The following is a 14,495-nucleotide window of genomic DNA, read 5'->3' on the forward strand; positions in this document are numbered from 1 at the left end:
AATTAATAGTTTTTCATTGGTCATACAACTACTACACAACAACACAACGACCATTGTTTAATTAGAATTAAAAAAATTTATGATTCCAAAGACATTTAGAGAGGTCATTGACCTAGGTGATGGTAGAGAAATTTCTATCGAAACCGGAAAATTGGCAAAACAAGCGCATGGAAGCGTTGTTGTGCAATCAGGAAAATGTATGTTATTATGTACAGTAGTTTCCAATTATAGACAAAGTCCAGTAGACTTTTTACCACTTACGGTAGATTACAGGGAAAAATTTGCTGCTGCTGGTCGTTACCCAGGAGGTTTCTTTAAAAGAGAAGCAAGACCAAGTGATGGTGAAGTATTAACAATGCGTTTAGTGGACAGAGTTTTACGTCCATTATTCCCAAAAGATTACCATTCTGAAACTCAGGTGATGATTCAATTAATGTCTCATGATCCAGAGGTTATGCCAGATGCTATGGCAGGATTAGCAGCTTCTGCTGCGATTCAATTATCAGATTTTCCATTTGAATGTCCAATATCTGAAGCAAGAGTTGGTCGTATTAATGGAGAGTTCATAATCAACCCAACACTTTCGCAATTAGAAGAATCTGATTTAGATATGATGATTGGTGCTTCTGCCGATTCAGTAATGATGGTAGAAGGTGAAATGGATGAAATTTCTGAAGAAGAAATGGCAGATGCAATTAAGTTTGCACACGAAGCTATTAAAGTACAATGTGCTGCTCAAGTGAGATTAGCTGAAGCATTCGGAAAGAAACAAGTTCGTGAATATGAAGGAGAAAGAGAAGATGAAGATTTAGCAAAGAAAATTCACGATATGGCTTACGATAAAGTGTATGCTATTGCAAAAGCTGGATCTGCTAAACATGAAAGAAGTGCTGCTTTTGAAGAAATAAAGGAAGAAATAAAAGCCACGTTTTCTGAAGAAGAATTAGAAGATTTTGGTGATTTAGTTTCTAAATATTACCGCAAAGCTGAAAAAGCTGCAATTAGAGATTTAACCCTAAATGAAGGTTTACGTTTAGATGGTCGTAAGACTACTGAGATTAGACCAATTTGGTGTGAAGTAGATTACTTACCATCAACACATGGCTCTTCAATCTTTACGCGTGGAGAAACTCAAGCTTTAGCAACTGTAACTTTAGGAACATCTAGAGATGCTAACCAAATAGATATGCCATCTCAAGAAGGTGAAGAGCGTTTCTATTTACATTATAATTTCCCTCCATTTTGTACTGGTGAGGCAAGACCTATCCGTGGAACATCTCGTAGAGAAGTTGGACATGGTAATTTAGCGCAACGGGCTTTAAAAGGAATGATTCCTGAAGATTGTCCTTACACAGTGCGTATAGTATCTGAAGTTTTAGAATCTAACGGTTCGTCTTCTATGGCGACAGTATGTTCTGGTACTATGGCATTAATGGATGCTGGTGTACAAATGAAAAAACCAGTTTCTGGTATTGCCATGGGATTAATTTCTGATGCTGATTCTGGAAAATACGCTGTATTATCTGATATCTTAGGTGATGAAGATCACCTAGGAGATATGGATTTTAAAGTAACTGGTACTGCTGATGGTATTACGGCTTGCCAAATGGATATTAAAGTAAAAGGATTATCATACGAGATTTTGGTGAATGCACTAAAACAAGCTCGTGATGGTCGTTTACATATCCTAGAGAAATTGACTGATACTATTGCAACACCAAATGCAGATGTAAAAGATCATGCTCCTACTATGATCACAAGACGCATTCCTAACGAATTTATTGGAGCCTTAATTGGACCTGGTGGAAAAGTGATTCAGGAAATGCAAAAAGAAACTGAAACTACTATCGTAATCAATGAAGATCCTGTAACTGAAGAAGGTATTGTTGAAATTTTAGGTGTTGGTAAAAAAGGTATTGATGCTGTAATGGCAAAAATTGATTCTTTATTATTTAAGCCTGAAGTAGGAAGCGTTTACGAAGTAAAAGTAATTAAAATGTTAGATTTTGGAGCTGTTGTAGAATATACAGAAGCACCAGGAAACGAAGTTTTATTACATGTAAGTGAATTAGCTTGGGAACGTACTGAAAATGTATCTGATGTTGTAAACATGGGAGATGTTTTTGATGTAAAGTACTTCGGAGTAGATTCTAGAACACGTAAAGAGAAAGTTTCTCGTAAAGCAATTTTACCAAAACCAGAAGGTTATGTAGCAAGACCACCAAGAGATAATAACAATCGTGGTCGCGATAACAGAGGTAGAGATAATCGTGGACGTGATAATCGTAGAGACGATCGTAAGCCTAGAGAAGATAAGAAAGAAGACTAATTCTTTTTAAATCTAGAAAAAAACTGCTTCATAAAATGAAGCAGTTTTTTTTTCTAGTTATTCATTTACTATTCTGTATTGAATATTGTTTTCAGTATCATCAAACCCAATTATACCTTGATTAAAATCATAATATATTTTATCTATTGTTGACTCATCATAAAACAAAAAGTTTTCTTCTGTTTCAAAAACTTTTACACTATCGTAACTAACATTTCCAATACTCATGCTTTGCAATTCAATATATGGTGATAAAGAGGGCAAACTGATTCTTGAGCAATAGTTACTGTAGGAAGGAATTTTTAATATAGTTTCTGTTGTCCCATCACTTCTTTTTTCAATTGTGATATGAATCTGGTCGCAATAACCATCTCCTATTTCGGGGAAATTAACATCCATCAAATCTAGCCATATAATTATCTGATCAGTATAATATAAGTCTGTTGATGCACCTCCTGCCCAGTTCCATCCACCATTAGACTTTTTGTTTTTATTATAACCCTTTACTTCAATTTTAACTTCTTCACTTTGCTGGTTCTTGAATGTGATTATTCTATCAATATCTTGATATACAGTTGGAATAAATTTATAATCATTTTTACTGAATCGATAATACTTTATGTCATCATCTAGGTTAATTTCACAACTACAAATGACTAGTGTGAGAATACAAAAAATCATATTTTTTTTCATAATTCAAAGTGTTAGTTATACATCAGCTTTTACTTTTTATTCATTATTTTTTAATATTAAATCTTTAAATAACCCCAATTTTGTTGAGTCCCCATTAATTTCATAGCCTTTAGAATTTTTAAATAATCCTGTAAGTGTACCTATCACTGTGCCAAAAAATCCACCTAAAATTGTTCCTATTAATGCTCCCTCTGGAGGAGTATAGCTCAAAAAAGATGAATTATTAGGTGCAGATGCTGCTCCAACAATTGCAAGCGAAGTTCCGCCAATAGCTGCACCTTTTACAACATTATTTCCAAAAGAACGCTTGGTTCTAATTTTACCAATATCATCTAAAGTGACCTTTATTCTTTTATTCCTTCTAAATAATGTAATTGACTTTTCGGTAATAAAAAGCAGCTTACCTTTTGCTATTTTCTTTCCTTCTAAATTATAAATCCTTATAAAAACATCCTTGTATTTGGGTTCATTTTGAGAGTACATATTTACACTTATCAATAATACAATTGCGATAAATAAAGATTTCATGGTTAAAAAATTTTTAGATTAGCAACTTAAAATTACTTGTAATATTTAAGTTTAAATAAACAATAAAATCGAAATTCAAATATATTATTTGTATTTTTTGCAAATATCATAGACTTAATCTTAATTATTTATTGATTTATGCAAAAACAATTTATACAATATTTAAAAGAAAAGAGTAATCTCAATTCTTCTTTTATAGATGAAATAGCATTAGTTTTAGATATTGGATATGATGCTGCTTACAGAAGAGTAAATCTTAAAACTAATATAACATTAGATGAAAGTATCAAACTCGCAAAACATTTCAATGTATCGCTTAATAAGTTGTATGAAGTTGGAAGCCAAAACACTATTCTTACCGAAACATCTCCCGTTATAACTAATGAAATTCAGTTAGAATCCTATTTCGCAAAGTCTATTGAAAATTTAATCCCATTATCGAAACTTAAAAGCGCATCTATATTATATTCCGCAAAAGACATTCCTTTATTTTATACTTTAAAAGACTCTTATATAACACGTTACAAGATCTATGTTTGGTTGAAACTTACTGATAAGGAAATGACCAAAAACAAAGTATCATTTGATGAATTCATGACAACTATTCCTAAGTCTTTATTAGAAAAAGCATTTGAATTAGGACAGACATATAATTATATTAATATTACTGAGTTCTGGAATGATAATACTATCAATGGAACACTTGAACAAATTATTTACTTTTTTGAGTCTCAACTACTTTCTAAAAACTTGGCCTTAAAAATATGCGATGATCTTGAAGACATTGTAAATCATGTAGAAAAGCAAACCATCCAACAAAGCATTATAAACTCACAAAATAATGCATCTTATAACTTATATAAGAGCGATTTATTGACTATGAGTAATATCATTATGGTAAAAACAACGCTTAAAAAGATTTTTTTTGTTCCATATACTGTTTTAGAATATCTAAAAATAGAACATCAAGATACTTGTAATATTATGGACGACTTCTTTTCTAGACAAATGTCTAATTCAAAACTCTTAGTGCATTCAGGAGAAAAAGATAGAGTCTTATTCTTTAATAAAATGATTCAGAAAATTGACAAGCTGAGAAGTAGAATAAATTTAGAAGAGTCCTTTGGATTTGAATAAAAATAAGAATCTTAATGTTAAATAAAAATAAAAAAAATCCAAACTCAATAAGACAACGTACATCTATTATCAATTAATTATTTAATCATAAATAGATATATGTCCCCAAAAAAAATTGCTTCAAACAACTTTATATCCAATACAAAACGCAAATCTAAAAAACTTTCAAGTGATCTTAATTTCTTTTTAACTAGTAAAAGTAAAATCGAAAGTCCGTATAATAAAATTGTTCTGTTCAGCTCTTTTTTACTCCTTATTATCGGAATTTATTTCCTCTCTGTATTTCATAATGATTTTGAACAATTAAAAGTCGATAAAGCAAGTTCTACTTTAGGTTATACTTTTATAGTATTAGCTACAAGCTTATTTGGGTTTAAAGCCACCTTTTTTCTATACAAAGCTTATAATTACTATAAATATAAACCTATTGCATCTGTATCAGATAGTGAATTACCAACGTGTACTGTAATTGTGCCTGCTTATAATGAAGGGAAACAAGTGTGGGACACTTTAATGAGTCTAGCAAACAGTAATTATCCTGAAGAAAAAATTCAGATTATTTCTATTGATGATGGCAGTAAAGACGATACATGGAATTGGATGCTTGATGCTAAAACAAAACTTGGTGATCGCTTAGAAATTTATCAACAACCAAAAAATAAAGGAAAGCGCCATGCTCTTTATCGCGGATTCAATTTAGGAACAGGAAATGTATATGTTACTGTAGATAGTGATTCTATTGTTACAGAAGATACACTTAGAAATTTAGTGAGCCCTTTCGTAAAGAATGAAAAATGTGGTGCAGTCGCTGGAAATATTAGAGTTTTAAATAACAAAAAAGAAATGCTCCCAAAAATGCTTGATGTAAGCTTTGTAATGAGTTTTGAATTTGTGCGTTCTGCCGAGAGTAATCTGAATTCTGTTTTATGTACACCTGGTGCATTAGCAGCTTACAGCAGTACTGCTGTTCATAAATGTTTACCACAATGGATTAACCAGACATTTATGGGAAAAGCATCTGATATTGGTGAAGATAGAGCAATGACAAATATGATCTTAAAACAAGGTAAACACGTTTTATTTCAAAAAAATGCAGTAGCATATACTAACGTACCAGAACAATATTTAGGATTATACAAAATGTTTATTCGTTGGGGACGCAGTAATGTGAGAGAAAATCTTGAAATGGCAAAATATGTTTTTACCAATTTTAGAAAAAAAGGAAAGACAGGAGCTCGAATCCTATTTATAAGTCAATTCCTAAAAATATTGATGAGTTATCCTTTGTTGGTTTCAATGTTGTTCTTTGTTTTAGTCCATCCTTTACTATTTTTAGGATCAACATTGGTTAGTATTTTAGTTGCCTCCACATTTTCTGTATTATTTTTTGCAAATCAGTACAAAACTACTGAAGGTATTTGGGCATATTCCTATAGTATTTTATATACATTCGCTTTATTTTGGATTACGCCTTACGCTATAGCAACTGCCAGCAGAAGAGGTTGGCTGACCCGTGGTTAAACAACTAATAATATAGAAATTTGGTGTTTTCTCTAAAATTCACTACATTATTAGCTATGATAACACAGGACAAGAGTAAGTACACAGATGAGCTAAACCATTCAATTCAATACCTTGAAAATTTAGGATATAACAATATTAAAGCAGATATTGAAGGTTATGAGTCTCCTAAGTCTTACCACAAAAAAGGTAGTGATATTGATGTAACACCAGATATTGTTGCAGAAAAAGAAGGAAGAAAACATATTTTTGACTTGAGTTTAAAATCTGAAAAACCTAGATTATTAAAATCTAAATGGCTCTTTCTAAATACTTTAAGCCAAATAAAATCATATCGCTTTAGATTAATAACAACTCGTGGTCATTATAAATTTACTGATGAAACCATTGATGATATTAATCTTGATACCGTTAAACTCTTAAAGATTTAAAAGTTTTTTTTTAATATTGTGTAACATTCACATGCTTTTTTACGTATAATAAACAGCAACACGTTGTTGCAGAGTAATTGCACAAATCTTAAAAATTAAATGAGACAACTTAAAATTACCAAGCAGGTTACCAATAGGGAAACTGCATCGTTAGATAAGTATTTACAAGAAATTGGTAAGGTAGATCTTATTACAGCAGACGAAGAGGTAGAATTAGCTCAACGTATTAAAGCTGGAGATCAGATTGCATTAGAGAAACTAACAAAAGCGAACCTACGTTTTGTTGTTTCCGTTGCTAAGCAGTATCAAAACCAAGGTTTAACATTACCAGATTTAATAAATGAAGGTAATTTAGGTTTAATTAAAGCCGCACAACGTTTTGATGAAACACGTGGATTCAAGTTTATATCATATGCCGTATGGTGGATTAGACAATCTATTTTACAAGCATTGGCAGAACAATCTCGTATAGTACGTTTACCGTTAAACAAGATTGGTTCTATAAATAAAATTAATAAAACATTTGCTTTTTTAGAGCAAAGCCATGAGCGACCACCGTCTGCAGAAGAAATAGCAAAGGAATTAGATATGACTATTAACGATGTTAAGGAGTCCATGAAAAATTCTGGTCGTCACGTTAGTATGGATGCGCCTTTAGTTGAAGGCGAAGATTCTAACCTATACGATGTATTGCGCAGTGGTGAATCACCAAATCCAGATAAAGATTTATTACACGAATCTTTACGAACTGAGATTGAACGTGCACTAGAAACCTTAACACCTCGTGAAGCAGATGTTATTCGCTTGTATTTTGGATTAGGGAATCAGCATCCAATGACGTTAGAAGAAATTGGAGAAACTTTCGATTTAACTCGTGAACGTGTAAGACAGATAAAAGAAAAAGCGATTAGAAGATTAAAACATACTTCTAGAAGTAAAATATTAAAGACATATTTAGGTTAGGATTTCGTATATTTAACGACCAACCTAATAAAGGTAACAACAGTTACAAAACATAACTGTTCGTTTTTTGATTGATGAAAGAACCCACGGCTGATTACCGTGGGTTCACTTTTTTAAATATCTTATCAATTCAAAATAAAAGAAACTTCATTTTTTATTTACCTTTGAGCAAATCAAAACACTATACAAAAAATGGCTTCAAAAATAATCGCACCTTCAATGCTAGCTGCTGATTTTGGCAATCTGCAACGTGATACAGAAATGGTAAATAACAGTGATGCAGATTGGTTTCATATCGATGTAATGGATGGTCATTTTGTTCCTAACATATCATATGGTATGCCAGTAATAGCAGCAATAAAAAAGCACGCAACTAAACCTTTAGATGTCCATTTAATGATTGAAAAACCTGAGCGTTATATTGAAGAGTTCGCCAAGGTGGGAGCGGATATTATAACAGTTCATTATGAATCTACTGTACATCTACACCGAACTCTAAGACAAATTAAAGATGCTGGTTGTAAAGCTGGGATTGTTCTAAACATAACTACCCCAATTTCTGTTTTAGAAGATATTTTACCTGAATGTTATATGATTTTGCTAATGTCCATAAATCCTGGATTTGGTGGTCAGAAATTTGAAGAAGTAACTTATAAGCGCGTAAAAAAACTACGTCAAATGATTGATGCGCAAGGCTTAAATACGCGTATTGAGATTGACGGCGGTGTAACAGACAAGAATATTGACAAACTAGTTGAAGCTGGGGCTAACACATTTGTAGCCGGCAGTCATATTTTTAAAAGCGCAAACCCTACTGAGACTATTAAGAATTTAAGGGCTTTAGCTAATTATTAAGAGAGGCCATTATTCAATTTCACAATTTCTTTAATAGATAATTGATTAAGTCGGTAGTTGTAACAATGCCAACTAAAAGACCGTTATCTACTACAGGTAAAGCATGAAATTCTTGTGTAGCTAAAATTTTCGCAACCTCTTTAATTGTTGCAGTAGAACTTACTGTAACTATGTTTTTAGCCATCACTTGATCAATGGTAAACATATTATAAACTAAGGTATCAACTTCTGTTTCTGTATCATCTACGGCATCAGCGAAGCTTATTCTTAATAAATCCGTATAACTTAACATCCCGATAACAACTTCCTCTTTTACTACAGGAATGTGTCTAATTTTATTTCGTTTGAATAGCATTTCTGCTGTTTCAAGATCATCTTCTCTATTGAGTGCAATAATATCGGTAGTCATTATTGCCGAAATAGGTTCTATATATTTCATGGCTTTTAGTTTTATAATTCACTATTAAAAGTACTTTATAAAACCATTTCAAAGTATGATAAATATCATGCGGTTTTTCGCAAAAAACGATTATACTAAAGGTTAATTCTTATTACCGTACCCATAATTATAACCATAATTATAACCATAACCATAAGATTTACTTGCACCAACGCTATTAACAACATACGCCATATTCTTTAGTCTTCCGGCTTCAAATAACTCTTTTGAAAATTTTAATAAATTCTTCTCAGTATAATTAGCTCTAGCTAAATAAATGGTGGCATCAGCCAAAGGAGATATAAGCATTGTATCTGTTACTAAAATAGTAGGAGCTGTATCAACAATAATATAATCGTACTCAAGTTTTGCTTCTTCAATGAGTTTTGTAAATCGACCATTAGTTAATAATTGAGCTGGATTAGGTGGAATACTCCCAGACAAGATTATCTGATGATTTGGATGTTTATCAAATCCATTTATTAAGGAGTCTTTCCAATTATAGTTTATATCATGAAGATAATTTGATAGCCCTGGTTTATGTTTATCTTGATTAATATGAGTATGTATTTGCGGATTTCTTAAATCTGCACCAATTAATAAAACTTTCTTATTTATACTAGATAGTGCTAAAGACAAATTGAGGCTGATATAAGTTTTCCCCTCCCCTTTTATGGTAGAAGTACAATAGATTACTTTGGCTTTGCTATCATTACTTACAGGTAATATATAATCAACATTAGAACTCAATATTCTAAAAGATTCGGCCAATGCAGTTCTTGCATTTGGGTCATCAAAAATAATATCTTGCTTCTTTTTTACATCAGGTATTTCGCCAATTACTGGAACTTTCGAATTTATTTTAGTAATATCTTCTTTACTATGCAATTTTGTATCAAGCATAAAAATGAGATATAAAATGCCAAATGGAATTAATAACCCGCCTAAAATTGCACCAGCATAAATAATATTTGATTTTGGAGAAATTGGATTTGAACCTGATAGAGCATATTCTACAACCTTAATAGAAGGTTCTGTAATGGCCAAATTAATTGCAGCCTCTTCACGTTTTTGAAGTAAGAGCACATATAGACTTTCTTTAATCTTCTGTTGGCGCACAATGGCTCTAAGTAAACGTTCTTTTTCAGGAATTTGAGCCACCTTACCAGAAAATTGACGATTTCTATTTCCCAATTGCTGTTGAGATGCACTTAGCTGATTTATATAAGCATTTAGAGACCTGTTGATATTATCTTTCAAATTTTCAACCTGGGATACTACTTGCTTAACTCTGGGATTATTAACTCCACCACTATTCTTTAACTTATCCCTATTAATGACAGCATTATTATAATCTGAAATAAGTCCATTTAGACTTGAATTATCAATACCAATATTAGAGGGCAATAAATCGGACTGTGAATTATCATTTAATGAACTTTTTAATAAACGTGATAGGGTTAATTGATTTTCTATTTGAAATACTTCTTCTTCAGATTTTGTACGCTGCTCTAAACCTAATTCGGCATCTGCTGTAATATTTACAAGATTATTTCTTTGTTTAAAGTCTTGATAACTTATTTCCACAGAATCCAATTCTCTAGCTAAAAACACCATACGCTCATTTATAAAATCTTCAGTACGTATAGAAATCAACTGTCGATCATAAATTCCATCATCGTTAAAAACATCCATTAGTTTGTTCAATATATTTTCTGAAAGTTCTTTGCTTTCACCTTTAATAGTTAATTTAAGTAAGTCACTCAACTCGCCAATTGATTCAACTTTAATTTTTGATTTTAAACCTAGAGCGACACTTTTAATTGTTTTAAATTTTATAATATAATTCCCACCAACAAATTTTATCCTTGAACCTTTATCTGAATCAATTTTTACATTAAATGGTAAACGATGCTCTTTAGTATAGGTCGAAAATTCATCAAAAGAGAATACTTTGTCTGTGTTGATGTTGGTAATTTCAAATCCCTTCTCTCTAACTTTAACCTTATAAGTCAGACTTTCAACTATACTATCTGAATTTATGATTTGCTGGAACTCGAATGGTAACGCATCGATTTGAGAAGTTTGGATAGTGCCTTCCTCATAAAAAATAGTATTTAAATTTAACTCCCTTACAACGCGATTCATTATTAAGTAGGACGTTAAAATTTCAATCTCGTTTTCTAAGTTAATATTTGTTCGCTTAAATATAAATGCAGAAGTTGGCAATTCTAAACCATCAGACTCATCTAATATTTTTACTTTAGAATATGTTTGATAAACTTGAGGTGTATAACGTAAATATAAATATGCTGCTAATAATGAAATTACCAAGGTTAAAGCAAACCATGGCCAATAACGTATATATCGTCTAATCTCCTGTTTTATATCTATGTTATCTTCTTCTTTTAAAGAAAAACTAGTAAATGAATTATCCATAAAGCTATCTTGACAATAAAATTGTTATACTAAGTGCTAATGACGCTATTGTTAATATTGTACCAACATCCTTAACAAAACCAGCGTTTTTTACTCTAGGATTATTCTGATTGACGATTATAAAATCATTAGGTCTAACAAAATAAAATTCACTATTCATAAATTCTGCAGACGTTAAATCTATACGCGTTATTTTACGGATACCATCAACTTCTCTCGTCATTAATATATCATCTCGTTTTCCATTTATAGTTAGATCACCAGCGTAACCAAGAGCCTGGATAAGCGTCATATTCTGATCAGTGTAATTAAAAGTTCCAGGATTATTAACTTCACCCAAAATGGTGACTTTTGCGTTGATTAATCTAACATTAACTCGCGCTTCTGTAAGATGACCTTCAGAGATTAATTTTGAGGTAATAATTTCTTCTAGCTGCTTTGTAGTTTTATCTTGAGTAATTATTTCACCTAATACAGGTATTGTTATTGTGTGACTTAAGGAAACTACATAACCATCTAACTTCATAAGCTCTAAATTCTGAGGCTGAGCCCCCAAAGATATACCTTTATTGTAAGGTAATGCCGCTTCAGGCTCAAGACTACCAATAGTTACTTTAAGAATATCGTTAGGCTGTATAGTCGCTGATTGATAAGGTATTGAACTCGCTTTATTCACTTCGATATCCTGTAAATACAATACTTCTTTTTTAGAAGCACAAGACGCTAAGAAGAAAAGGCAAAAAAAGCCTAATATTTTAAAATTCATTGAGATATCTTTTTTATAAGAGGCAAATATAACTGCAATTACAGTATTAGCAAAACCTAAAGCGCAATTAACGCACTTCCTTTTCTGCAATTTTTGAGTTGTTTTTAAATTTACGAAACCCAAATGGTAAAATATATAAGACAGAACCATAAATCAAAAGGCAAATTATCTGAGTATTTAAATTAAGATGTAATAAGTTGAAAGCAATGCAGACAATAACGAAGTTAATTCCACATATTAAAACTGTTGTCATTAAATGACTGTAACCTATTTCAATAAATTTATGGTGAATATGATTTTTATCTGCTCTAAAAGGGCTTGTTTTTAGAATCACAATTCTAATAAAAAAGATGCGCAGTGTATCTAGTAAGGGATAAAACAACAAAGCAAAGGCTAAAGCTGGTGATGCCCTATAATAATCTGATGTATCATCAACTTGAGCAATATTAATAAAGCTTATGGTGAAAAATGCCAGCAGAAAGCCAACTATCATGGAGCCAGTATCTCCCATAAATATTTTATTATTTTTTGAAAAATTCAATCTAAGGAATGCTAATAATACTCCACATAGTGCAATAGCTATGGTTGCCAAACTTAAATCATTTGCATTTACAAAGAGATATACGAATATTGCACTAACACTCATGGCTATTGTTCCTGCCAAACCGTCCACACCATCAATAAGATTATAAGCATTGATAATTAAAATATAGACAAACAAGGTAAACCCTATTGAAACCCAATAAGGCAATGTATAAACATCCAAAATACTCGAAAAACCGATAATACGAGTATCCGTAAAAACAATCAGCAAAGTTGCCGCAAAGAGTTGTCCTATGAGTTTTTTACCTGGCGACAGCACAGTAAGATCATCTTTTAAGCCTAAAAAAAACAAAATTGTTAAACCTCCCATTACTAGTAACAATACTTTGGTGTTTAGAAAGGCACCAACAATTGTCATTACAACTATTAATCCAAGAAAAATGCCAATACCTCCTAGTGTAGGTGTTTTATTAGAATGTACGCTTCTACTATCTGGCTCATCCATTAAATGTTTTTCCTTAGCTACATATAATATTGTTGGAAAAGTTTGCCACGCAATAATAAATGCAATCACAAAAGCGGCAATTAACCATAGAATAGCATTATTTTCTGGGTTAAAATTGTCTAGTAGTGTTTTAATCATAAACAAGAAAAATATTACGGACCTACTTAAAGGTTGTTGCAAGTTACAATTTTATAACTTAGATTCTAAGCTTAATAAAAGCAATGTCACTGATTCATTCGACAATTAATTTAACACATTTTTTTCAAAGTTTCAACAATTCGTTCGGCTGTCTTACCATCCCATAATGGAATATAATTTCCTATTTTCCATTTTCCTGCAAATAATTTATCAAGAAATGGTTTAAGATTTTTAGGGTTTGTGCCTACTAACTCGTTAGTCCCCAAAGTAATGGTCTCTGGCCGCTCTGTATTGTCACGTAAGGTTAAGCACGGGACTCTCATTATAGAAGCTTCTTCAGTTATACCACCTGAATCAGTAATTACCGCTTTTGCTCTCTCCACTAAATAATTGAATTCTAAATAACTCAAAGGCTCAACCATATGTAGCCTAGAATGATTCACGTTGAGACGTTTTAAAATTTTCGCAGTTCTTGGGTGCACTGGAAAGACCAAAGGTAATTCTTGGGTATTCGCAATAATTTCGTCAATCATATCCTTTAATTGCGATTCTTCATCTACATTTGCAGGTCGATGCAATGTCATTACAATATAATTCCGTTCTTTTAATCCCAATTCGTCCCAAACTATAGGTTGAGTAAAGTTGGGGCGTTGTTTTAATAAGGTATCTATCATCGTGTTTCCGACAAAGAAAATCTGATCGTCTTTTACTCCACTGTTTTTCAAATTAGCATTTGCAGATTCAGATGTGGTGAAAAAGTAATTAGTAATGCTGTCCGTTACTAAACGGTTAATCTCTTCTGGCATTGACCAATCATCTGATCTAATACCACCCTCTACATGTGCTACTTCTACATGTAATTTTTGAGCGACCAGAGCACATGCCATAGTAGAGGTAACATCACCGACAACAAGTACTAAATCTGCAGGATTTGTCATTAATTCTTTCTCAAAACTGATCATAATTGCTGCTGTCTGCTCAGCCTGTGTACCACCACTACATTCTAAATTAACATGGGGTTTAGGAATTTCTAACTGTTCAAAAAAACTACCAGACATATTTTTGTCATAATGTTGTCCTGTGTGTACTAATCGGAAATCGATTTCGAAATTCTCTTCTTTTGCTTTTTGAATAGCATGAATAATTGGTGCAATCTTCATAAAATTAGGACGTGCACCAGCAATTATTGTGACTTTATACATATTTAA

Annotated in this window: 13 protein-coding genes; 6 read left to right on the top strand and 7 right to left on the bottom strand. The window is 31.9% G+C overall.

What is annotated here, in order from left to right:
• Nucleotides 1–79 precede the first annotated feature (79 nt).
• Nucleotides 80–2,329 (top strand): polyribonucleotide nucleotidyltransferase, encoded by a 2,250-nt coding sequence (locus Q0822_RS02505; RefSeq protein ID WP_299119730.1) that lies wholly within the window; start codon nucleotides 80–82, stop codon nucleotides 2,327–2,329.
• Nucleotides 2,330–2,386: 57 nt separating this feature from the next.
• On the opposite strand, the gene Q0822_RS02510 is transcribed toward Q0822_RS02505, so the two are convergent.
• On the bottom strand, nucleotides 2,387–3,022 hold the full coding sequence (locus Q0822_RS02510) for a hypothetical protein (RefSeq protein WP_299119733.1): 636 nt from the start codon (nucleotides 3,020–3,022) through the stop codon (nucleotides 2,387–2,389).
• A gap of 36 nt (nucleotides 3,023–3,058) precedes the next feature.
• On the bottom strand, nucleotides 3,059–3,550 hold the full coding sequence (locus Q0822_RS02515; RefSeq protein WP_299119735.1) for a hypothetical protein: 492 nt from the start codon (nucleotides 3,548–3,550) through the stop codon (nucleotides 3,059–3,061).
• Nucleotides 3,551–3,688: 138 nt separating this feature from the next.
• Between Q0822_RS02515 and Q0822_RS02520 the strand changes: the two genes are divergently transcribed.
• The 5 genes from Q0822_RS02520 to rpe all read left to right on the top strand — a co-directional run bounded on the left by Q0822_RS02520 (nucleotide 3,689) and on the right by rpe (nucleotide 8,457).
• Entirely contained in the window at nucleotides 3,689–4,687 is a 999-nt protein-coding gene (locus Q0822_RS02520) for a hypothetical protein (protein WP_299119739.1), read from the top strand.
• A 99-nt stretch (nucleotides 4,688–4,786) separates the two neighbouring features.
• Entirely contained in the window at nucleotides 4,787–6,208 is a 1,422-nt protein-coding gene (locus Q0822_RS02525; protein WP_299119742.1) for a glycosyltransferase family 2 protein, read from the top strand.
• A gap of 56 nt (nucleotides 6,209–6,264) precedes the next feature.
• Nucleotides 6,265–6,639: a hypothetical protein gene (locus tag Q0822_RS02530; RefSeq protein ID WP_299119746.1), complete on the top strand. Its 375-nt coding sequence runs from the start codon at nucleotides 6,265–6,267 to the stop codon at nucleotides 6,637–6,639.
• A 99-nt stretch (nucleotides 6,640–6,738) separates the two neighbouring features.
• Nucleotides 6,739–7,602 carry a sigma-70 family RNA polymerase sigma factor gene (locus Q0822_RS02535; RefSeq protein WP_094967995.1) on the top strand — a complete coding sequence of 288 codons (864 nt, stop codon included), beginning with the start codon at nucleotides 6,739–6,741 and terminating at the stop codon, nucleotides 7,600–7,602.
• Between the two features lie 192 nt (nucleotides 7,603–7,794).
• A complete protein-coding gene (gene rpe / locus Q0822_RS02540) occupies nucleotides 7,795–8,457 on the top strand; it encodes a ribulose-phosphate 3-epimerase (RefSeq protein WP_299119747.1) in 663 nt (220 codons plus the stop codon).
• Nucleotides 8,458–8,476: 19 nt separating this feature from the next.
• Here rpe and Q0822_RS02545 read toward each other — a convergent pair whose 3' ends face one another.
• The 5 genes from Q0822_RS02545 to wecB form a co-directional block, all read right to left on the bottom strand.
• Nucleotides 8,477–8,896 carry a CBS domain-containing protein gene (locus Q0822_RS02545; protein ID WP_299119749.1) on the bottom strand — a complete coding sequence of 140 codons (420 nt, stop codon included), beginning with the start codon at nucleotides 8,894–8,896 and terminating at the stop codon, nucleotides 8,477–8,479.
• 102 nt (nucleotides 8,897–8,998) lie between these two features.
• Entirely contained in the window at nucleotides 8,999–11,335 is a 2,337-nt protein-coding gene (locus tag Q0822_RS02550; protein ID WP_299119753.1) for a tyrosine-protein kinase domain-containing protein, read from the bottom strand.
• A 4-nt stretch (nucleotides 11,336–11,339) separates the two neighbouring features.
• On the bottom strand, nucleotides 11,340–12,101 hold the full coding sequence (locus Q0822_RS02555) for a polysaccharide biosynthesis/export family protein (protein WP_299119755.1): 762 nt from the start codon (nucleotides 12,099–12,101) through the stop codon (nucleotides 11,340–11,342).
• 67 nt (nucleotides 12,102–12,168) lie between these two features.
• On the bottom strand, nucleotides 12,169–13,287 hold the full coding sequence (locus tag Q0822_RS02560) for an MraY family glycosyltransferase (RefSeq protein ID WP_299119758.1): 1,119 nt from the start codon (nucleotides 13,285–13,287) through the stop codon (nucleotides 12,169–12,171).
• Nucleotides 13,288–13,397: 110 nt separating this feature from the next.
• Complete coding sequence (gene wecB / locus Q0822_RS02565) at nucleotides 13,398–14,489, bottom strand: UDP-N-acetylglucosamine 2-epimerase (non-hydrolyzing) (protein ID WP_299119760.1); 1,092 nt, start codon at nucleotides 14,487–14,489, stop codon at nucleotides 13,398–13,400.
• Nucleotides 14,490–14,495: the final 6 nt, after the last annotated feature.

This window comes from uncultured Winogradskyella sp. (assembly GCF_947496485.1).
Classification (GTDB): domain Bacteria; phylum Bacteroidota; class Bacteroidia; order Flavobacteriales; family Flavobacteriaceae; genus Winogradskyella.

What these genes read in the sequence shown, in the direction of transcription:
- Q0822_RS02550 (WP_299119753.1), bottom strand. Translation starts at nt 11,335, where the DNA reads ATGGATAATTCATTTACTAGTTTTTCTTTAAAAGAAGAAGATAACATA.
- Q0822_RS02510 (WP_299119733.1), bottom strand. Translation starts at nt 3,022, where the DNA reads ATGAAAAAAAATATGATTTTTTGTATTCTCACACTAGTCATTTGTAGT.
- Q0822_RS02515 (WP_299119735.1), bottom strand. Translation starts at nt 3,550, where the DNA reads ATGAAATCTTTATTTATCGCAATTGTATTATTGATAAGTGTAAATATG.
- wecB (WP_299119760.1), bottom strand. Translation starts at nt 14,489, where the DNA reads ATGTATAAAGTCACAATAATTGCTGGTGCACGTCCTAATTTTATGAAG.
- Q0822_RS02555 (WP_299119755.1), bottom strand. Translation starts at nt 12,101, where the DNA reads ATGAATTTTAAAATATTAGGCTTTTTTTGCCTTTTCTTCTTAGCGTCT.
- Q0822_RS02535 (WP_094967995.1), top strand. Translation starts at nt 6,739, where the DNA reads ATGAGACAACTTAAAATTACCAAGCAGGTTACCAATAGGGAAACTGCA.
- Q0822_RS02560 (WP_299119758.1), bottom strand. Translation starts at nt 13,287, where the DNA reads ATGATTAAAACACTACTAGACAATTTTAACCCAGAAAATAATGCTATT.
- Q0822_RS02530 (WP_299119746.1), top strand. Translation starts at nt 6,265, where the DNA reads ATGATAACACAGGACAAGAGTAAGTACACAGATGAGCTAAACCATTCA.
- Q0822_RS02525 (WP_299119742.1), top strand. Translation starts at nt 4,787, where the DNA reads ATGTCCCCAAAAAAAATTGCTTCAAACAACTTTATATCCAATACAAAA.
- Q0822_RS02505 (WP_299119730.1), top strand. Translation starts at nt 80, where the DNA reads ATGATTCCAAAGACATTTAGAGAGGTCATTGACCTAGGTGATGGTAGA.
- rpe (WP_299119747.1), top strand. Translation starts at nt 7,795, where the DNA reads ATGGCTTCAAAAATAATCGCACCTTCAATGCTAGCTGCTGATTTTGGC.
- Q0822_RS02520 (WP_299119739.1), top strand. Translation starts at nt 3,689, where the DNA reads ATGCAAAAACAATTTATACAATATTTAAAAGAAAAGAGTAATCTCAAT.
- Q0822_RS02545 (WP_299119749.1), bottom strand. Translation starts at nt 8,896, where the DNA reads ATGAAATATATAGAACCTATTTCGGCAATAATGACTACCGATATTATT.